The organism is Arthrobacter sp. ISL-85 (assembly GCF_018613675.1).
In the GTDB taxonomy this organism is placed as follows: Bacteria; Actinomycetota; Actinomycetes; order Actinomycetales; family Micrococcaceae; genus Arthrobacter.
The window spans coordinates 63,068-81,861 of sequence record NZ_JAGGPQ010000005.1 but is presented as its reverse complement, the minus strand read 5'-3'; the positions used below and the strand labels follow the sequence as shown (position 1 = coordinate 81,861).

General features: G+C 65.4%; 16 protein-coding genes. 7 read left to right on the top strand and 9 right to left on the bottom strand.

Annotated features, from left to right (window positions below; translation table 11 throughout):
* Nucleotides 1-33: 33 nt before the first annotated feature.
* The 6 genes from J7I84_RS03265 to glyA all read right to left on the bottom strand — a co-directional run bounded on the left by J7I84_RS03265 (nucleotide 34) and on the right by glyA (nucleotide 5,566).
* Entirely contained in the window at nucleotides 34-738 is a 705-nt protein-coding gene (locus J7I84_RS03265) for a 2'-5' RNA ligase family protein (protein WP_214940574.1), read from the bottom strand.
* Between the two features lie 4 nt (nucleotides 739-742).
* Nucleotides 743-1,786, bottom strand: a complete 1,044-nt coding sequence (gene trpS, locus J7I84_RS03260) for a tryptophan--tRNA ligase (RefSeq protein ID WP_214940572.1) — start codon at nucleotides 1,784-1,786, stop codon at nucleotides 743-745.
* Between the two features lie 15 nt (nucleotides 1,787-1,801).
* Nucleotides 1,802-2,635 carry an exodeoxyribonuclease III gene (locus tag J7I84_RS03255; RefSeq protein ID WP_214940570.1) on the bottom strand — a complete coding sequence of 278 codons (834 nt, stop codon included), beginning with the start codon at nucleotides 2,633-2,635 and terminating at the stop codon, nucleotides 1,802-1,804.
* 10 nt (nucleotides 2,636-2,645) lie between these two features.
* Nucleotides 2,646-3,209 (bottom strand): hypothetical protein, encoded by a 564-nt coding sequence (locus tag J7I84_RS03250; protein ID WP_214940568.1) that lies wholly within the window; start codon nucleotides 3,207-3,209, stop codon nucleotides 2,646-2,648.
* 152 nt (nucleotides 3,210-3,361) lie between these two features.
* Complete coding sequence (locus J7I84_RS03245) at nucleotides 3,362-4,264, bottom strand: bifunctional methylenetetrahydrofolate dehydrogenase/methenyltetrahydrofolate cyclohydrolase (RefSeq protein WP_214940565.1); 903 nt, start codon at nucleotides 4,262-4,264, stop codon at nucleotides 3,362-3,364.
* 3 nt (nucleotides 4,265-4,267) lie between these two features.
* On the bottom strand, nucleotides 4,268-5,566 hold the full coding sequence (gene glyA, locus J7I84_RS03240; RefSeq protein WP_214940563.1) for a serine hydroxymethyltransferase: 1,299 nt from the start codon (nucleotides 5,564-5,566) through the stop codon (nucleotides 4,268-4,270).
* 274 nt (nucleotides 5,567-5,840) lie between these two features.
* Here glyA and purU point away from each other — a divergent pair, with 274 nt between their 5' ends.
* A complete protein-coding gene (gene purU / locus J7I84_RS03235; RefSeq protein ID WP_214940561.1) occupies nucleotides 5,841-6,701 on the top strand; it encodes a formyltetrahydrofolate deformylase in 861 nt (286 codons plus the stop codon).
* A gap of 61 nt (nucleotides 6,702-6,762) precedes the next feature.
* On the top strand, nucleotides 6,763-7,290 hold the full coding sequence (locus J7I84_RS03230) for a gamma carbonic anhydrase family protein (RefSeq protein WP_214940559.1): 528 nt from the start codon (nucleotides 6,763-6,765) through the stop codon (nucleotides 7,288-7,290).
* Here J7I84_RS03230 and J7I84_RS03225 read toward each other — a convergent pair.
* Together J7I84_RS03225 and J7I84_RS03220 are read right to left on the bottom strand one after the other, a co-directional pair.
* Nucleotides 7,287-9,023, bottom strand: a complete 1,737-nt coding sequence (locus J7I84_RS03225; RefSeq protein ID WP_214940557.1) for an NAD(P)/FAD-dependent oxidoreductase — start codon at nucleotides 9,021-9,023, stop codon at nucleotides 7,287-7,289. The genes J7I84_RS03230 and J7I84_RS03225 overlap by 4 nt on opposite strands.
* Nucleotides 9,020-10,546 carry an amino acid permease gene (locus tag J7I84_RS03220; RefSeq protein WP_214940554.1) on the bottom strand — a complete coding sequence of 509 codons (1,527 nt, stop codon included), beginning with the start codon at nucleotides 10,544-10,546 and terminating at the stop codon, nucleotides 9,020-9,022. Before J7I84_RS03220 ends, J7I84_RS03225 begins: the two co-directional genes overlap by 4 nt.
* 145 nt (nucleotides 10,547-10,691) lie before the next feature.
* Between J7I84_RS03220 and J7I84_RS03215 the strand changes: the two genes are divergently transcribed.
* Nucleotides 10,692-12,296, top strand: coding sequence for a PucR family transcriptional regulator (locus tag J7I84_RS03215; protein WP_214940552.1), 1,605 nt, complete (start codon nucleotides 10,692-10,694; stop codon nucleotides 12,294-12,296).
* 10 nt (nucleotides 12,297-12,306) lie between these two features.
* On the opposite strand, the gene J7I84_RS03210 is transcribed toward J7I84_RS03215, so the two are convergent.
* Nucleotides 12,307-13,194 (bottom strand): nitrilase-related carbon-nitrogen hydrolase, encoded by an 888-nt coding sequence (locus tag J7I84_RS03210; protein WP_214941328.1) that lies wholly within the window; start codon nucleotides 13,192-13,194, stop codon nucleotides 12,307-12,309.
* Nucleotides 13,195-13,433: 239 nt separating this feature from the next.
* Here J7I84_RS03210 and J7I84_RS03205 point away from each other — a divergent pair, with 239 nt between their 5' ends.
* The 4 genes from J7I84_RS03205 to J7I84_RS03190 all read left to right on the top strand — a co-directional run bounded on the left by J7I84_RS03205 (nucleotide 13,434) and on the right by J7I84_RS03190 (nucleotide 18,787).
* Entirely contained in the window at nucleotides 13,434-14,624 is a 1,191-nt protein-coding gene (locus J7I84_RS03205) for an ROK family transcriptional regulator (protein ID WP_214940550.1), read from the top strand.
* A gap of 131 nt (nucleotides 14,625-14,755) precedes the next feature.
* Nucleotides 14,756-16,315 carry a multiple monosaccharide ABC transporter ATP-binding protein gene (gene mmsA, locus J7I84_RS03200; RefSeq protein WP_214940548.1) on the top strand — a complete coding sequence of 520 codons (1,560 nt, stop codon included), beginning with the start codon at nucleotides 14,756-14,758 and terminating at the stop codon, nucleotides 16,313-16,315.
* A 45-nt stretch (nucleotides 16,316-16,360) separates the two neighbouring features.
* Nucleotides 16,361-17,644 (top strand): multiple monosaccharide ABC transporter permease, encoded by a 1,284-nt coding sequence (gene mmsB / locus J7I84_RS03195; protein ID WP_214940547.1) that lies wholly within the window; start codon nucleotides 16,361-16,363, stop codon nucleotides 17,642-17,644.
* 48 nt (nucleotides 17,645-17,692) lie between these two features.
* A complete protein-coding gene (locus J7I84_RS03190) occupies nucleotides 17,693-18,787 on the top strand; it encodes a sugar-binding protein (RefSeq protein WP_214940545.1) in 1,095 nt (364 codons plus the stop codon).
* The last annotated feature ends 7 nt before the right edge of the window (nucleotides 18,788-18,794 follow it).

The following is an 18,794-nucleotide window of genomic DNA, read 5'->3' as shown; positions in this document are numbered from 1 at the left end:
AGCCGGGCGTGCTCGGTGGGCAGCGGCTGCTGGTTATCCTGCGTCGGTTGAGGGGTCCTTGGCAGCGTCCGTGAAGCCGGTGCCGCCGTGGTTGTCAGTTTCGGTCCCAAAGTCCAGCTCTTCCCGTAGCTGCCAGATGCCATCGGCATCATGCTCATAGAGTCCCATGCTAACCACGGGGAAGGTGGCCCTGTAGTTCTTCAGCACCGTTTCGGCTTCGTCCAGGCTTTCCGGGGCGACATCGTGGGCGATGGTGACGTGGGGATGATACGCAAAGGGCAGTTCGCGGTGGAGGGGACCCTGCTGAAGCCTGCGGTGCAGGTCCACGCAGTGATCGAAGCCGTCCTCCACGTTGATGAAGACCACCGGCGAAACCGGCCGGAATGTACCGGTTCCGGCAATGGTGACCATGAAGGGGCTCTGGCAGCGGGCCACCTCGCGGACGTGCCGGCGGGTGGCTTCCCAGTCCTGGGTGGGAGTGGTGGTGACCAGCGTAATGTGTGCAGGCACCACTCCGGCCAGGGGATCTCCAAAGGACGCCCGCCAGCGCTGCAGTTCGTCGGCTATCTCATCCGGAAAGCCCAGGATGACGCCCACACTGATTTCTTCGGTGCGGGCCACGTCATGATCCGCCGCCGCATGATGGCCGGACTGGTCTTCGAAGCGGCCGGCCAGGGTCCGATCCACCTGCCCGGCCGGGCAGGCGCCTCCCCTGGCGGTGACGTTTCTCGAAGACATGGCGCTAGTGGACTCCTGCGAGGCTGAGGGACGGCAGGAAACCCATGCGCTGGTACACCTGGCCAAGCGTGACCGAGGCAATCTCCCGGGCCCGTTCCGCACCAAGGGCCAGCAGCCGGTCAAGCTCGGCTGGATCGGCCATCAGCTCGTTGGTCCGGTTGCGCAGCGGGGTGATGAAGTCCACCACTACTTCTGCGAGATCCACCTTCAGGTGGCCGTACATCTTGCCCTGGTACTCGGCTTCGAGCTCCGCCACGGACTTGCCGGTGAGGGAAGAGTAGATGGTCAACAGGTTGGACACCCCGGGCTTCTCCCCGGCGTCGAACCGGATGTCCGTGCCGGCGTCGGTCACTGCCGACTTGATGCGCTTGGCGGCGATCTTGGGGTCCTCCAGAAGCTGGATGGCACCGTTGGGGGACTCCCCCGTCTTGGACATCTTGGCGCTGGGATTCTGGAGGTCGTAGATCTTGGCGCTTTCCTTGACAATCGTGGCCTCGGGGACCGTAAAGGTGTGGCCAAACCGGGTGTTGAAACGCTGCGCGAGGTTCCGGGTCAGTTCCAGGTGCTGCCGCTGGTCCTCGCCCACAGGCACCAGATCGCTCTGGTAGAGGAGGATATCCGCAGCCATCAGTGTGGGATACGCGAAGAGGCCCAGGGTGGCGGAGTCTGCGCCGGACTTCTGGGTCTTGTCCTTGAACTGCGTCATCCGTGACGCCTCGCCGAAGCCGGTGATGCAGTTCAGGGCCCAGGCAAGCTGGGCATGCTCCGGGACATGGGACTGGACGAAGAAGATGCTTTTGTCCGGGTCGATGCCCGCGGCGATGTACTGGGCTGCCACAATGCGGGTGCGCTTGGCCAGTTCAGCGGGATCGAAGTCCACCGTGATGGCATGCAGGTCCGGGATGAAGAAGACGGCGTCGTATTCAGCCTGCATGTCCACCCAGTTGCGCACGGCGCCGATGTAGTTGCCCAGGTGCAGGGAATCGGCGGTGGGCTTGGCGCCGGAAAGAATGCGCTTCTTGGCAGTGGGGGAAGTCTGGGTGGTCATGGAAAACTTTCGGGCTTAGAGCTGGTAGTCCACTACCAGCGGGGCGTGGTCGGAGAAGCGGGTGTCCCAAGAGGCTGCACGGTCCACAACAGCCGAAATAGCGGACGCCGCCAGTTCGGGAGTAGCCAAGTGGTAATCGATGCGCCAGCCGGTGTCGTTGTCGAATGCCTTGCCGCGCCAGGACCACCATGTGTACGGCCCGTCGATATCGCCGGCAAGGTTCCTGTGGACATCATGCCAACCGATCTCCTCGCCGAAGAACCGGTCAAAGTAGGCACGTTCCTCCGGCAGGTGGCCGGCCTTCTTGAGGTTGCCCTTGGAGTTCCTGATGTCCCTGGGAGTGTGGGCAACGTTCAGGTCCCCCACCACAAGCGCGTGGTCGCTGTGCTTGGTCAGCTCCGGCAGGCGGGCGCTCATGACGTCAAGGAAGCGGTATTTGTCGTCCTGCTTTGGAGTGCCCACTTCACCGGAATGCACGTAGGCGCTGGCAACGGTCAGCTGGACGGGGTTCCCGGCGGCGTCGGGGACACGGAAATCCGCTTCCACCCATCGCCCGGCGCTGGCGAAGTAGTCATCGCCGATGCCGTTCCTGGTTTCCAGTGGTTCCTGGCGGGAAGCAATGGCGACGCCTGCACGGCCTTTTGCTTCCGCTTCGGTGTGCAGGATGTGCCAGCCGTCACCCAGCAACTCCCGGACGATCGCGTCAGGGGCGCGGACCTCCTGCAGGCAGAGGATGTCCACTTCGCGCGGCTCCAGCCAGGCCGCCATGCCGTTCTTGTAGGCAGCCCGGAGGCCGTTGACGTTGACGGATGCGATGCGAAGGTAGTCCTTGTTCAATGCCGAGCTCACCCGCTCCACTCTAGTCGATGATGGTTCCGGTCACCGGCTCTCCGCTGCCGCCGGAGGACTTGATCATGTCCCGGGCGTTGGTGGCTGTAATCTCGATCGTTTCGAGGGCGCGGTTGATGGTGTCCTGGTTCGCGGCGGCCCCCTTGGCCCGCTCCTCCTCCACCACACGGACCTGTACCTGGACGATTTTGAAGGAGTGGTCCAGTTTCAGGTCGCGCACCTCGTCGGCCTCGCTGCGTTCGTAAATCACCCGGGTCCCGCCGTGATCGGCGGAAGCCTGTGCCGGCGCGCGGCCGGTCGCGGTGTGGAAGGCGCTCTGGGCCTCGGACAGCTTGGCGCCGGCCTTTTTGGCGGCCCGTTGGATGCTGAAGACCACGAACGCGGCCAGCGCGAGCCAGAAGGCGGCAATGACGGCGACAACCCAGCCCACGACGTCGTTCTGGTTGGCGGCAAAGATGACAGCCACGATGAATGCCGTCACCAGGACCATCAGGCCCGGCCCGCTGATCCGGAACATCGAAAAACCGGCCCTGCCGGATTTGGAGGGTGACGAGGAGCTGCCCAAAGTTCGCATGCAGCCATTGTCTCAAACGGCAGGCTGTGGTTCCGCCGCCTTCCACCCCCGGCGAACACCCAGCGGTGCAGTCCGTATTAAACGGCCGACGGCGGCCCGGCGCCTTTCGGATGAAAGGTGCCGTACCGCCGTCGTACTTCTTGCTTGCGGAACTATCCGGCGGTGCCCGCCGCGCGTTCCGCGGCCTCCACCACGTTGGTCATCAGCAGCGCCACGGTCATGGGGCCCACGCCGCCCGGGTTCGGCGAGATCCAGCCGGCAACCTCGGCGGCGGCGGGATCGATGTCGCCGTAGACGCGGCTCTTGCCCGTCTCCGCGTCCGTCTCGCGGGTGACGCCGACGTCCAGCAATGCCGCACCCGGCTTCACGTCTGCGGGTTTGACGATGTGCTTCACACCCGCCGCGCCCACAATGACGTCCGCCTGCTTCAGCAGTTCCGAGAGGTTCGTGGTGCCCGTGTGGGTCAGGGTCACAGTGGCGTTGACGTCCCGCCGCGTGAGCAGCAGGCCGATCGAGCGGCCGATCGTGACGCCGCGCCCCACCACCACAACGTGCTTGCCGGCCAGGCTGTACCCGTTGCGTTCCAGGAGCTCGATGACTCCCCTCGGGGTGCAGGGCAGCGGTGTGGTGATCTTCTTGTTGACGTTCAGCACCAGCCGGCCAAGGTTGGTGGGGTGCAGCCCGTCGGCGTCCTTGGCGGGGTCGATCCGCTCCAGGATGGCGTCCGTGTCAAGGTGCTTGGGCAGCGGCAACTGCACAATGTAACCGTGGCAGGCGGGGTCCGCATTGAGTTCATCAATGAGGGCCTCCACCTGTTCCTGGGTGGCGTCAGCCGGAAGCTCACGCTGGATGGAGTTCATCCCGATCTGCACGGACTGCTTGTGCTTCATGGAGACATACAGCTGTGAGGCGGGGTCGGCGCCCACCAGCACAGTGGCGATACCGGGAGTGACGCCCTTGGCCTTGAGTGCGGCCACGCGTTCGGTCAGCTCGGCCTTGATGGCGGCGGCGGTAGCTTTGCCGTCAAGGATCTGTGCGGTTGTGGTCTCAGTCATTGCTTACCACTGCTCATGCTGCGGGTAGAGCGGGAAGTCCGCTGCCAGCTTGTCCACCCGTGACTGCAGGGCGTCGACGTCGGTGCTGTTGCCTGCCTTGAGGGCGGTGGCGATGATTTCGGCGACCTCGGTGAACTCGGCAGCACCGAATCCGCGGGTGGCCAGGGCGGGGGTGCCGATGCGCAGGCCGGAAGTGACCATCGGGGGGCGGGGGTCGAAGGGCACGGCATTGCGGTTGACGGTGATGCCTACGGAGTGCAGGAGGTCCTCGGCCTGCTGGCCGTCCAGCTGCGAGTTGCGCAGGTCCACGAGCACCAGGTGCACGTCCGTGCCGCCGGTGAGGACGGAGACGCCGGCCTCTGCCACATCGGCCTGGTTCAGGCGGTCGGCGATGATCCTGGCGCCTTCCAGGACGCGTTCCTGCCGCTCCTTGAATTCCTGGGTGCCGGCGATCTTGAAGGCCACGGCCTTGGCAGCGATGACGTGCATCAGCGGGCCGCCCTGCTGGCCGGGGAAGACGCTGGAGTTCAGCTTCTTGGCCCACTGTTCCTTGGCGAGGATCACACCCGAGCGGGGACCGGCCAGGGTCTTGTGCACGGTGGAGGTGACGACGTCGGAGTGCGGCACCGGGCTGGGGTGCAGGCCGGCTGCCACCAGGCCGGCGAAGTGTGCCATGTCGGTCCAGAGCAGCGCGCCCACTTCATCGGCGATGGAGCGGAAGGCAGCGAAGTCCAGATGGCGCGGGTAGGCGGACCAGCCGGCGATGATGACCTGGGGCTTTTCGGCGATGGCCTGCTCGCGCAGCTTGTCCATGTCGATCCGGAAGTTGTCTTCCTCCACCTGGTAGGCAGCGACGTTGTACAGCTTGCCGGAGAAGTTCAGCTTCATGCCGTGGGTGAGGTGGCCGCCGTGCGCCAGGGACAGTCCCAGGATCTTGTCGCCGGGAGTGATCATGGCGGAGAGCGCGGCGGCGTTGGCCTGCGCGCCGGAGTGCGGCTGGACGTTGGCGAACTCGGCGCCGAACAGGGCCTTGACCCGGTCGATGGCCAGCTGCTCCGCAACGTCGACGTACTCGCAGCCGCCGTAGTAGCGGCGACCCGGGTAGCCCTCGGCGTACTTGTTGGTGAGGACCGAGCCCTGGGCTTCCATCACGGCGCGGGGGGCGAAGTTCTCGGAGGCAATCATTTCCAGGGTGCCGCGCTGGCGGCCGAGCTCCTGCTCAAGGACTGCTGCGATTTCGGGGTCAAGCTCAGCCAGCGGCTGGTTGCTGACGGCTGTGGTTGAGGTGGCTGTAGTAGTCACGAAGAACTCCTGGCTGGGGATACGGGCACTGCTTAGGTCAGGCTACCGGCTGGGGCGCTTTCGCACCGCGTTGATGACAGGGCGTGAAAGCTCGGCATGGTGCTGCTGCGCTGACGCGGGGGCAGCCCCATTTCCGGCAAAACATGACCCTCGGCCCAGGCGTACGATCCGTGGTCTTCGTGATTGCCGCTCCCTGGTGGTTAGCCACCCAACGCCAGTTGCGACTCTCCCAGCCTACCAAACCGGTACCCCCAGCGCGGGTAGGCTGTTACGCGTGAATCAAGAGCAGCTGAACCAAGCGTATGTCGTCACCCTGTCCTGCCCGGACCGCCCCGGAATCGTCCATGCCGTGGCCGGGGCACTGTTGGTGGCCGGGTGCAACATCATGGACTCGCAGCAGTACGGCAGCCCTTCCACCGGTAATTTCTTCATGCGCGTGGAGGTAACCACAGCGGCCGCCAAGTCCGAGCTGCGCGCGGCGCTGGAGCCGGTGGCGGAAGCATTCTCCATGCAGTGGAACCTCAATACCGTCGGCGACAAGGTCCGCACCCTGGTGATGGCCAGCACCTCGGCCCACTGCCTGAACGACCTGCTCTTCCAGCAGCGCTCCGGTACCCTTCCCATTGAAATCCCGGCCATCGTCTCCAATCACCAGGACCTGGCCGGGCTCGCGGAGTTCTATGGCATCCCGTTCCACTACATCCCGGTGACCAGGGACACCAAGGTCCAGGCGGAGGACAAGCTGCGCGCCCTGATTGCGGAACACGACATTGAACTGACCGTACTGGCCCGCTACATGCAGATCCTCTCGGACGAGCTGTGCACCGAGCTCACGGGCAAGGCCATCAACATCCACCATTCGTTCCTGCCGTCCTTCAAGGGCGCCAAGCCGTACCACCAGGCGCATGCGCGCGGTGTGAAGCTGATCGGAGCCACCGCGCACTACGTGACGGCTGCCCTGGACGAGGGGCCGATCATCGAGCAGGAAGTCATAAGGGTGGACCATGCCCGCACCCCCGAGCAGTTCGTGCAGATGGGCCGCGACGTGGAGGGCCGCACGCTGGTCCAGGCCGTGCAGTGGCACGCCGAGCACCGGGTGCTGCTGGACGGCAACCGCACGGTGGTCTTCAACTAGCCAGGATTTAACTCAGTTGTGCCACCAAGCCGCTGTCAGTGTGCTGGCTTAGGGTGAAGCCATGGCTCCTCTTTACCCTTTCGCCGGCAATTCCCCGGCTGTCCATGAATCAGCGTTCGTCGCCCCGTCGGCCTCGATCATCGGCAACGCCACCCTGGGCCCGGAGGCCAGCGCCTTCTACGGCGTCTCCGTCCGCGCCGATACCGCGGCCATCACCGTGGGCGCCGGCAGCAACCTGCAGGACAACGTGGTGCTGCACGCCGACCCCGGCTTCCCCTGCACGGTGGGCGAACGCGTCAGCGTCGGGCACGCCGCCGTCGTGCATGGCTGCACGGTGGAGGACGACTGCCTGATCGGCATGGGCGCCACCGTCCTCAACGGTGCAGTGATCGGCGCCGGCTCGCTGGTGGCGGCCGGCGCCGTGGTGCTGGAAGGAACCGTGGTTCCGCCCCGGTCACTGGTGGCCGGCGTGCCGGCCAAGGTGCGCCGCGAACTCACGGATGAAGAGTTCGACGGCGTGCGCGCCAACGCGGCGCGCTACGTGGAGCTCGCGTCGAAACACCGCGAGCTCCACGGTTCGAACAGTTAATCCAGACTGACCGGACCGAACTCCTCCAGCAGGTCGCCCGGACCCGGGTTGCCCGGCGCCGATGACCCGCCCAGGTGCTTCACCACGCCCCACACGGCATTCAGTCCGGTGGTCACGGCGCCCTCGGCCCACCCGGCAGTAAAGGATACGTCGTCGCCGGCCAGGAAGATGCCGCGCTGGGATTCCGGCAGCTTGTCCTGCTTGAAGTGCGTGAACAGCCGCTGCTGGTAACGGTAGTGCCCGGGCAGGTTGGCCTTGAAGGCACCCATGAAGTTGGGATCCGCCTCCCAGGACACGGTGATGGGCTGGCCCACGATGTGCCCGGCGATGTCCACCCCGGGATAGATCTGCTCAAGCGAGTGGAGCATCAGTTCCACGCGTTCGTCCGCGTCCAGGGCCAGCCACTTCAGGGCATCGTCGTTCCAGGTGTAGGACAGCAGGATGACGGCGGGCTGGTCAGGGCCGTTGTCCAGCAGGTAAGTGGCCCGGTTCAGCCGGTCGGTCAGCGTCATGGACAGGACCTCGTTGCCGGTGGTGGGGTCGATGTCCTTCCAGAACGGCCGGTCCACCATCACGAAGGTCTTGGAGGACTGCATATAGTGCGATTTCTCCATGGCGGTCCACAGCTCCGCCGGGAACAGCGCCTCTTCTGTGTGGATCCGAGTGGACAGCAGCCACGACTGGCAGGTGGTCACCACGGCCGGGTAGCTGGCCTCGCGGCCCCAGCGTTCCCGGATGCGCAGGTTGCCGTCCGGGTCCCGGCTGATCCTTCCCACGGCCCCGCGGGGCGAGCCCGCGTGCAGCGAGGCCAGGGAGGTGCCGGCGGGCCAATGCGCCATGCCCGACGGCGCGTGCTGCCACAGTGCCTCGGGCAGCCGCTGCGCTCCCCCGCGGATGAGCCGGTGCTGGTCGTCCGCGTCGGTGTAAACCACGCGGAGGATCTCCAGGATGGAGTTGGGAAAGTCGGTGTCCCAGCCGCCCGTGCCGAAGCCCACCTGGCCAAAGGCTTCCCGGTGGGCGAACCCTGACTTCTTAAAGGACTCGCTGGCGGCGATGAAGCCATAGAAGGTCTGCTCGTCCATGTGCGGGAGCTGTTCGTTCCACAGTTCCTTGATGCGCACCATGTCCCGCGCTTTGATTGCCGCCTGCATCTCGACGAACTTGGCACCGTCGTTGACCGCGGCTTTCCAGGCGTCAGCGACCTCGCGGAAGAACGGCGGCAGGTCGCTGGGCTTTTCCGCGTAGTACTTCTTGCCGGCCAGTTCGATCACGGTGCTGGAGGTGGCTTCGGCAAGCGGGTTGGGGAAGTCCTGGGTTTCCAGGCCCAGCAGGTCCACATAGTGGTAGAACGCCTTGCCCGAGACCGGGAACCGCATCCCGCCCAGGTCTGCCACCACGCCGGGGGCCGCAGGGAAGGCTGCCGTCCGGAGTCTTCCGCCGATTTGGTCCGCCTCATAAACCACGGGCCGCAGCCCAAGTTTCATCAGTTCATAGGCAGTAACCAGCCCGGAAAGCCCGGCGCCGATAACGGCAACTTCCGTGCCGTACAGCTCCGGCGGGACCGTGCCCAGGCCGTCGGGGTGCGCCAGGTAGTGGTCGTAGCTGAACGGGAAGTCCGGGTTCAGCATGGTGATGGGCGCTGCCTGCCCGCCGGTGCCCCTTCCGGCCGCATCCGCCGGCGGCGTGGAGGTGCTGGAGGGGTCGAAGGCAGGCAGTTCGGTGGCGATGGTCATGATTGTTCTGCTTTCACAGGTTCCTGGCTGGGTGCCTTGGCGGTCAGTTCACGGTAGTCGAGCTCGCTGAGAGCCGCTACCTTGGAGTTCCGGCGTCCATAGCCGAAGTAGATGGCGATGCCCACGAGCATCCAGGCGCCGAAGACAACCCAGGTATCGGCCCCGAGGTTTGCCATCAGGTAGGCGCACATGAGCGTGCCGAACACGGGAGTGATGGGGTACAGCGGCACCCGGAAGCTGCGCTTCAGGTCGGGGCGGTTGCGGCGCAGGTAGATGACGGCCACGTTGACCAAAGCGAACGCGAACAGGGTTCCGATGCTGGTGGCATCAGCCAGGGCGCCGAGCGGGACCAGCCCCGCGGTGAGGGCGACGGCGGTGCCCACAATGAGGGTACCGGCGGCTGGGGTGCCGGTGCGGTGGGAGATGCGTCCGAAGACCTTGGGGACCAGGCCGTCCCGGGACATCGACAGGAGGATCCGGGTCTGGCCGTACAGGACGGTGAGCACGATGCTGGCGATGGCGAGGACGGCACCAACGGAGAAGACCAGGGCGATCCACGGTTGGTGGGTGGTTTCCTCCAGGATCTGGACAAGGGCGGCCTCGGTGCCGTCGAACCAGCCCCATGGCCGGGCGCCGATGGCGGCCACGGCTACCAGGACGTAGATACCGGTGACGATCACCATGGACAGCAGGATCGCCCGGGGAAGGTCGCGCTTGGGGTCCCTGGCCTCCTCGCCGGCAGTGGAGGCGGCATCAAAGCCGATATAGGAAAAGAACACCCTGGAGGCTGCGGCCGAGACACCGGCCGCGCCCATGGGCAGGAGCGGTTGGAAGTTTCCTGCATTGAACGCAGTGAAGGCAACGGCGCAGAAGAACAGCAGGATGCCTACCTTGACGATGACGATTGCGGTGTTGATCCGGGCGCTCTCCCGTGCTCCGCGGACCAGCAGGATCATGGCCAGCACCACGATGGCCACCGCCGGAACGTTCACCAGTCCCCCGTCACCGGGAGGCTGGGCCACTGCGTCGGGCAGCACCTGCCCGAACGCCGCCAGTGTTTCGTTGACGTACTGGCCGGCCCCCACTGCCACGGCGGCCACGGACACCGCGTATTCGAGGACAAGGCACCAGCCGCAGATCCACGCCATGCCTTCACCCAGGGTGGCGTAGGAGTAGGAGTAGCTCGAGCCCGCCACCGGGACCAGGCCCGCCATCTCGGCGTACGACACCGCGGAGAGCAGGGCGGCCAGGCCTGCGATGACAAACGAGATCCAGATGGCGGGCCCGGCCAGCGGAACCGATTCACCGAGGATCACCAGGATGCCGGTCCCCAGGGTGGCGCCAACGCTGATCATTGTCAGGTGGAGGACGCCGAAGCTGCGCACCAGTCCGGGCGCGCCCTCGCTGCCGTCGGCTTCGCCGGCCAGCTGGCCGATCGGTTTGCGGCGCAGGAGCTGCGCCCTGAGGCCGGGCCTTTCGCCGTCGCGTGCACTCGGTTTTTCGATGGTCGCAGGCACAGTCACCGTTGACGTCCCTTCAGAGTAGTTGTCGGATTCCCCTCCCCAAGGTTGGCATGTGAGACACCTCTCACCTTGGTGCGGATTGCCCTATAGTGGTCACCCATGGGACGTTATGCACCTACTGAGACCTCGGCCGCGGGACACGCCGATGCCTGAGGCCGCCGAGTCCGGACCTCTGAGCTTCGTCACGCTCCAGCAGTTCCTGGACCAACTGCCGCCGCTGCTTGCCATGCTCCACGACGGCGGCAGCGGGGACCGTCTGCTGAGGTGGGTTGAACCCAGTGAGCTCGAAGACCCCACCCCCTATCTTCCGGAGGGTGAGTTCCTGCTCACCGCCGGCCTTCCCTTCCTTGACGAGGGAGGCTCGCCCGCCAGGGTGGATGCTTATGTCCGGCGGCTGGTGGACGCCAAGGTGGCCGCGTTGGGCTTCGGGATCAGGCCCTATTTCGACACCGTCCCGGACGCTGTCATCGAGGCGTGCCGGCGGCATAACCTGACGTTGTTCGAAGTGCCGGAAACACTCCCTTTCGCGGCGATCGGGCTTCAGTTCTCCCAACTTTTGGAATCCGATAACGCGAGGGTCTTCCGGCAACTGGCGGAGACCAACCGCCAGTTGATGCGCGCAGTCCTCTCCCCCAGGCCGGAACACGAACTGCTGGCCGCCCTGGTCCAGCGCGTGCCCGTTTGGGCAGTCATGGTGGGCGCGGACGGGCGGGTCCGGGCCCGGGGAGCCAGTGCCGGCGGCAGCACCGCCGTCGACCTTTCCCTGCTCGAACCCATGCTTGAACGACTGCTGTCCGGACGCGGCCCCCGGGTGGAGATGGACGGCTTTGACCAGCCGGGCTCGGCGCTGGTGGTGGGCCACCCGCTGCGCAGCACCAAGGACGCCAACCTCGGCGCCCTGGTGCTCGGCTCCGACGTTCCGCTGACCCCCGCGCAAAACAACACGGTCCAATCCGCCGTCGGGCTGCTGGAGCTGCTGGTGCGGCAACGCACCAGCGGGTCCCTCGCCCCGAGCCAACTGGCAACCGCCGTCCTGCTGCACCCCGAAAGCCTCACCACGGGCAGCACCAGGCATCTCAACGGGCTCAAGGGGCTGCTGGCGCAGAGCCTTTCCTCCACCCGGTCCGCGCCCATGCGGGTAGTGCAGGGCATCAACGTGGAGACGCCGCATTGGCCGGGGGGCGACGGACCAGTCCGGGAACTGCTGCAGTGGCGCCGGATGCTCGACACGAAGCTGGTGGAGATCACTGACTACGGCTTCGCCGCCGTCACACGGCTCAGGGTGGACGACGCCCTGCTTGCCGACGTGGAAAAACTCGGGTGGCGCCTGGTGGTCGGGGAACCAACCGAGCTCACCGGCCTTCCTGCCGCATACCAGCGCGCCACGTCCCTGCGCAGCCAGGTCCAGAGAAGCGGGCACAGCATCCGCGCTGACGAGGTGTCCTGGTCGATCACCGGGCTGCTGGGACGCGAGGCCGGGACCCTGCTGGCCGAGCGCCTCCTGCGGCCGGTCCTGGCGCTTGAGGCGGACCGGCGCCATCCACTGCTGGCCGTCCTCCGCGGCTGGCTCAGCGAGAACGGCAGCTGGGACGCCTCCGCCAAACTGCTGGGCCTGCACCGGAACAGCGTGCGGCGGCAGATCGGCGTCCTTGCCGAACTGCTCCAGATGGACCTGAACCAGGCACAGGTGCGGGCAGAGCTGTGGATTGCGCTGCAGTACGCGGACAACCTGGCGGGCAAGGTGGACTGAGGGGCAGCGGCTAGGCCCGGGTGTCCCCGGGCCGGCCTGGTTCCGGCGCCAGGCGCGCCTCCCACTCCTGGTACAGCCCGGGCCGGCGCTCCCGCAGGTACGGCACCTCATCCCGTGCAGCACGGACAGCCTCCGCACCCACCTCGGCAAACAGCAGCGCCGCGGAGTCCCCGGCACGGGCGAGGAGCGCGCCGTCGGGTCCCGCCACCACGCTTCCGCCACCGAAGGTGTACGCATCCTCGATTCCGCAGTGGTTGGCATAGGCCACGTTGAGCTGGCTCTCCAGCGCCCGGGCGCGGACCAGCACCTGCGGCACCGCGTCGAACCCGGCGGACAAGGCAGTGGGCACCAGGAGCAGCTCGGCGCCCCGGGCAGCGGCCGCACGGGCGGCCTCCGGGAATTCGATGTCGTAGCAAATCAGCAGTGAGGTGCGGATGCCGCGGAAATCCACGACGGCGGGTGGTTCCGTGGCTGCGGCGAAGGCCTTGCGTTCCTCGCCGCCAAAGAGGTGCACCTTGGCGTAACTGAGGATTTCCGTGCCGTCGGCATCCACAAGGGTGGCTGAGATGTGCCATCGCGGCACATCGGCGGGCGCCTGGCCGGCCCCGCTCAGCGCCCCGGCGCCGTTTTCCGCACCAGCCGCGGCGGGCAGGCTGTAGACGAGCGCGATTCTGTTCCGGCGCGCGATCCGGGCAAGCCGGTCGCGGATGGCGGGAAGGGCCGCGGGATCCAGTTCACTTCTCAGCCGCAGCGGGGCGTAGCCCACGGGAAACAGTTCCGGCGTGAGCAACAGGTCAGCGCCGGCCTGCGCGGCCCGCTCGGCGGCCTGGTCCACGGTCCGGAGATTGGCCTCAATGTCCAGGACCACGGCGTTCGCCTGCAGGACGGACAGCAGCATCGTTACCACCTTCTTTGCGCCCGTCCTTGCGGACATGCTTGGGCCCGACTGTTTCCGTCTTCCAGCCTAGCCAGCCGCCCCGGTGGGCGGCAGGTCGTTTGGACCCGCGGGCACCCCGTTCGGGACAGAATGCACGCGGCTTCCCGAATGGGCCCGTCGCTGCCGCCCCATCGCCCATTCAATGCATCCATGCGTTAACTTCTTGACTACAAGAGCAGCGGTAGGGCAATGTTCTTAGCATGTCCGCCACCACGCGCTCAACGAGGAGCAAACCCAAGAATCCCGGATCGCAGTCTGCCCTGCGGCAGCTGAACCAGCAGCGGATTATCGAGACGCTGATGGGCGGCCCGTCCACCCAGGCGGAGCTGGCCCGGCAGACGGGGCTGTCCACCGCCACCGTCTCCAACATCGTCAAGATCATGCTCGATTCCGGCCTGGCGTCCACCGAACCCATCACCAGTTCCGGGCGGCGGGCACTGAACGTGCGGTTGAACAGCAATGGCGCCGTGGCCGTCGGGATCGACTTCGGCCGGCGGCACCTGCGGGTAGTCCTGGCCTCGCTCAGCTACCACGTGATCGCCGAAGAATCAGTGATGCTCCCCCTGGGCCACCAGGCGGATGACGGCATCCAGTCAGCCGTGGCACTCCTGGGGAAACTGCTGCGGGAAAGCGGGGTGGAACGCACCTCCGTTGTGGGGGCCGGAGTCGGCATTCCGGGCCCCATCGACCGCCGGACCGGGACGGTGGCGCAGGGTGCAATCCTCCCGGAATGGGTGGGAATCAACATCCTGCAGCACCTTGAGGAAACCTTGAGGATCCCCGTGTTTGTTGACAACGATGCCAACCTGGGCGCCTGGTCGGAGGTGACCTGGGGGCAGCATTCCGGGGTCAGCAACCTGCTGTTTTTGAAGATCGGCTCGGGCATCGGCGCCGGCCTGATCCTCAACGGGGCCCCCTACTACGGCAACGTAGGAATCACTGGCGAGATCGGGCACGCCACCATCCATGAGCAGGGCCTGGTGTGCCGCTGCGGCAATCGCGGCTGCCTGGAAACCATCGCATCCACCACCACCATGATTGAGCTCCTCAGCCGCGGTGAGGACCGGCCCATGACACCGGCGGACATTGTCCGCAAGGCCCTGAACCGCGACTCTGCCACCCTTCGCGTGGTGGATGATGCCGGGCTGGCGGTGGGCCGCGCGCTGGGGAACGTGGCCAACCTGATCAACCCTGAGGTCATCGTGGTGGGAGGGCCGCTGGCCGGCCTTGGAGACATCCTGTTGGACCCCATCCGGCGGGGCCTGATCCGGCATGCAGTGCCGGTGATCGGAGAAACCACCGCCCTGACCATGTCGTCTCTGGGCGACCGCGCCGAAGCGCTTGGCGCTGCCGCTTTAGTCTTCCAGCACGCCGGAATCCGCAAGCCGTAGACCATTTCGTTATCCAGCAATTGCGTTAAAGACTTGACGACAACGGCTGTGATCCAGTTTACTTTTGGTTCAGACGGCCCTGCGCTTTGCCGGCCGGACAAAGAAGTCATTGCATTGGAGGGTTAGGGTTCATGACGTCCCAGACCACGCATACAGATCCAGTCATCCTCGAGATGCGGTCCATCACCAAGGAATTCCCCGGTGTTAAAGCCTTGTCGAACGTGAACCTGCGGGTTAAGGCCGGCGAGATCCACGCCATCTGCGGCGAAAACGGCGCCGGCAAGTCCACCCTCATGAAGGTCCTGTCCGGCGTATACCCGCACGGAAGCTACGACGGCGACATCGTCTACCAGGGGCAGGTGCAGCAGTTCCGGGACATCAGGGCCAGCGAGCACGCCGGCATCGTGATCATCCACCAGGAGCTGGCGCTGATCCCCGAGCTGTCCATCATGGAGAACATCTTCCTGGGCAACGAGCCCACCAAGCGGGGCGTCATCGACTGGGCCGAGGCCCGCCTGCGGTCCCTGGACCTCCTGGCGCGGGTTGGCCTGCGCGATGACCCTGACACCCCCATCAAGGAAATCGGCGTCGGCAAGCAGCAGTTGGTGGAAATCGCCAAGGCGCTGAACAAGTCCGTCAAGATCCTCATCCTGGACGAGCCCACCGCGGCCCTGAACGAATCGGATTCACAGCACCTGCTGGACCTGATGCTGGGCCTGAAGGCCAAGGGCATCACATCCATCATCATCTCCCACAAGCTCAACGAGATCGAGCAGGTCGCTGACTCGATCACCATCATCCGCGACGGCAAGTCGATTGAGACGCTGGATGTCAAAAAGGATGGCGTGGACGAGGACCGCATCATCAAGGGCATGGTTGGCCGGACCCTGGAATCCCGTTTCCCGGACCACACGCCCAAGGTCGGCGAGGTGTTCTTCGAGGTCAAGGACTGGACGGTGGGCCACCCGGCCATCCAGGACCGACTGGTATGCAAGGGCTCCAACTTCTTCGTCCGCCGTGGGGAAATTGTCGGCTTCGCCGGGCTCATGGGCGCAGGGCGCACGGAACTGGCGCGCTCGGTCTTCGGCCGCTCCTACGGGCGCTTCATCGACGGCCACATCTACAAGGACGGCAAGGAGGTGGTCCTCAAGAACGTCCGGCAGGCCATTGATGCCGGGCTGGGTTACGTCACCGAGGACCGCAAGTCGCTGGGCCTGAACCTGCTCGATGACATCAAGACCACCACCGTGGCGGCAAACCTCCGCAAAATCAGCCACAACTTCGTGGTGGACGCCAACCAGGAGTTCACGGTTGCGGAGCAGTACCGCAAATCGCTGCGGACCAAGACGCCGTCGGTGGAGGAAGGCGTTGCCAAGCTCTCCGGCGGCAACCAGCAGAAGGTGGTCCTCGCCAAGTGGATGTTCACGGACCCCGACCTGCTGATCCTCGACGAGCCCACCCGCGGTATCGACGTCGGCGCCAAGTATGAGATCTATGGCATCATCCAGCAGCTCGCAAACCAGGGCAAGGGCGTCATCGTTATTTCCTCGGAGCTCCCCGAGCTCCTGGGCCTGTCCGACCGCATCTACACCATCTTCGAAGGCGCCATCACTGGTGTCCTGAACAAAGACGAGGCCAGCCAGGAAAGCCTGATGAAACTGATGACCTCCGCGACCCGAAAAGCCGCCTGACCTTCTGGCGAACCCCAGAACCTTCCGGACACAAGGACTGACACCATGAACGCCCTCAAAAAGCTGTTTGGCGGCAACACCCGCCAATTCGGCATGATTTTCGCCCTGGTGGCGCTGATCATTTTCTTCCAAATCTTCACCGCCGGCCGCACCCTTACTCCCGGCAACGTCATCAACCTCTTCAACGGCAACTCCTACATCCTCATCCTGGCGATCGGCATGGTCCTGGTGATCATCGCCGGCCACATTGACCTCTCGGTCGGTTCGGTCGCCGCGTTTGTTGGGGTCAGCGTCGCCCTGGCCATCCGCGATTGGGGCATCCCCTGGTACGCCGGCGTGCTTCTGGGCCTGCTGCTCGGAGCCCTGATTGGAGCGTGGCAGGGCCTTTGGACGGCGTATGTGGGCATCCCTGCCTTCATCGTCACCCTGGCCGGTATGCTCCTGTTCCGCGGCTTCAACCAGTTCGTGGGCAAGTCCAACACCATCCCCGTCCCGGAAGACTTCCAGTACTTGGGTTCCGGTTACCTTCCCGAGGTGGGACCGGACACCGGGTTCAACAACCTCACACTCCTGATGGGCATCGCCGTTGCGGTCTTCGTCGTGGTGGGCGAACTCCGCGCCCGGGCACGGGCCAAGGCGCTGGGCGCCGGAGTGCCCGAAATGTGGGTTACCGTGGTGAAGCTGGTGCTGATCTGCGCCGCCATCCTTTACGCCACCTACCTGTTCGCCACAGGCCGGCCCGGCACCTCCTTCCCCATTCCCGGCCTGATCCTGGCTGTCCTGGTCCTGATCTACGGCTTCATCTCCTCGCGCACCGTCGTTGGCCGCCATGTCTACGCAGTGGGCGGCAACCGGCACGCGGCCGAACTCTCCGGTGTCCAGTCCAAGAAGGTCAACTTCCTGGTCATGATGAACATGTCCATCCTGGCAGGGCTGGCCGGCATGATCTTCGTTGGCCGTTCCACCGCATCCGGCCCCTTTGACGGCGTGGGCTGGGAACTGGATGCCATCGCTGCAGTCTTCATCGGCGGTGCGGCAGTAACCGGTGGCGTCGGCACCGTTGTCGGCTCCATCATCGGTGGCCTGGTCATGGCCGTGCTCAACAACGGCCTGCAGCTCCTCGGCGTCGGCGCCGACCTCACCCAGATCATCAAGGGCCTGGTGCTCCTGATCGCCGTGGCCTTCGACGTCTACAACAAGTCGCAGGGCAAGCGGTCCATCATCGGCATGCTGACCCGGAACATGAACCGCCCCACCTCGGGTCCCAGCGGCCCCATGCAGCCTGACGAAACCACCTCCACCAAGGAAGCGATCGCCAGGGAAGCCTGAGTTTGCAGCCTGAATATCGTTCAATCACACAAAGAAAGAGAACCAACAATGCGAATGTTTGGTAATGCAGGAAAGGCCGCAGCGGTAGCTGCCATCGCAGCACTGGCGCTGACAGGCTGTGGACGCTCGGAGCCGTCCGGCGGTTCCAGCAGCGGCGCCGCAGGATTCGACCAGAGCTCCTCCATCGGCGTTGCGCTTCCGCAGAAGACCAGTGAAAACTGGGTGCTTGCCGAGAAGCTGTTCAACGACGGCCTCAACGGCGCCGGGTTCAAGGCTGACGTCCAGTTCGCCAACGGCGGCGTCTCGGAGCAGCAGAACCAGATCAGCGCAATGGTCACCAAGGGTGCCAAGGTGATCATCGTGGGCGCCATCGACGGCTCCCAGCTGGGTACCCAGCTCAAGCAGGCCAAGGACGCCGGCGCCACCATCATCGCCTACGACCGTCTCCTGCTGAACACCGCCAACGTGGACTACTACGTGGCGTACGACAACTTCAAGGTCGGCGTCCTCCAGGGCCAGGCCCTGCTGGACGGGCTCAAGGCCAAGAAGCCGTCCGGCCCCTACAACGTGGAACTGTTCGCCGGCTCCCCGGACGATGCCAACGCGAAGGTGTTCTTCGATGGTGCCATGAGCGTCCTGAAGCCGAAGATCGACGACGGCACCCTCAAGGTCGTCTCCGGGCAGGCCACGTTCGAGCAGGCTGTAACCCAGGGCTGGAAGGCTGAAAACGCCCAGCGGCGCATGGACACCCTGCTCAGCGGCAGCTACAGCAGCGCCAACGTTGACGGCGTCCTGTCCCCCAACGACACCCTGGCCCGCGCGATCCTGACTTCCGTCAAGGCCGCCGGCAAGCCGATCCCTGTTGTCACCGGCCAGGACTCCGAGGTTGAGTCGGTCAAGTCCATCCTTGCCGGCGAGCAGTACTCCACCATCAACAAGGACACCCGCAAGCTCGTTGAGCACGCAATCACCATGGTCAAGGACCTGCAGGCGGGCAAGAAGCCTGAGGTCAACGACGACAAGTCCTACAACAACGGCAACAAGGTGGTTCCCGCCTACCTGCTGGAGCCGGTCATCGTGACCTCCGCCAACGTGAAGACGGCCTACACGGACGACCCCGTACTCGGCCCGATCACCAAGTAACTCCTGT

Excerpts from the sequence above, each read along its gene's own strand:
- trpS (WP_214940572.1), bottom strand. The coding sequence starts at position 1,786 with ATGACCACCCAGACTTCCCCCACTGCCAAGAAGCGCATTCTTTCCGGC.
- J7I84_RS03190 (WP_214940545.1), top strand. The coding sequence starts at position 17,693 with ATGCGAATGTTTGGTAATGCAGGAAAGGCCGCAGCGGTAGCTGCCATC.
- J7I84_RS03245 (WP_214940565.1), bottom strand. The coding sequence starts at position 4,264 with ATGACTGAGACCACAACCGCACAGATCCTTGACGGCAAAGCTACCGCC.
- mmsA (WP_214940548.1), top strand. The coding sequence starts at position 14,756 with ATGACGTCCCAGACCACGCATACAGATCCAGTCATCCTCGAGATGCGG.
- mmsB (WP_214940547.1), top strand. The coding sequence starts at position 16,361 with ATGAACGCCCTCAAAAAGCTGTTTGGCGGCAACACCCGCCAATTCGGC.
- J7I84_RS03210 (WP_214941328.1), bottom strand. The coding sequence starts at position 13,194 with ATGCTGCTGTCCGTCCTGCAGGCGAACGCCGTGGTCCTGGACATTGAG.
- J7I84_RS03225 (WP_214940557.1), bottom strand. The coding sequence starts at position 9,023 with ATGACCATCGCCACCGAACTGCCTGCCTTCGACCCCTCCAGCACCTCC.
- J7I84_RS03230 (WP_214940559.1), top strand. The coding sequence starts at position 6,763 with ATGGCTCCTCTTTACCCTTTCGCCGGCAATTCCCCGGCTGTCCATGAA.
- J7I84_RS03265 (WP_214940574.1), bottom strand. The coding sequence starts at position 738 with ATGTCTTCGAGAAACGTCACCGCCAGGGGAGGCGCCTGCCCGGCCGGG.
- J7I84_RS03250 (WP_214940568.1), bottom strand. The coding sequence starts at position 3,209 with ATGCGAACTTTGGGCAGCTCCTCGTCACCCTCCAAATCCGGCAGGGCC.
- J7I84_RS03205 (WP_214940550.1), top strand. The coding sequence starts at position 13,434 with ATGTCCGCCACCACGCGCTCAACGAGGAGCAAACCCAAGAATCCCGGA.
- J7I84_RS03215 (WP_214940552.1), top strand. The coding sequence starts at position 10,692 with ATGCCTGAGGCCGCCGAGTCCGGACCTCTGAGCTTCGTCACGCTCCAG.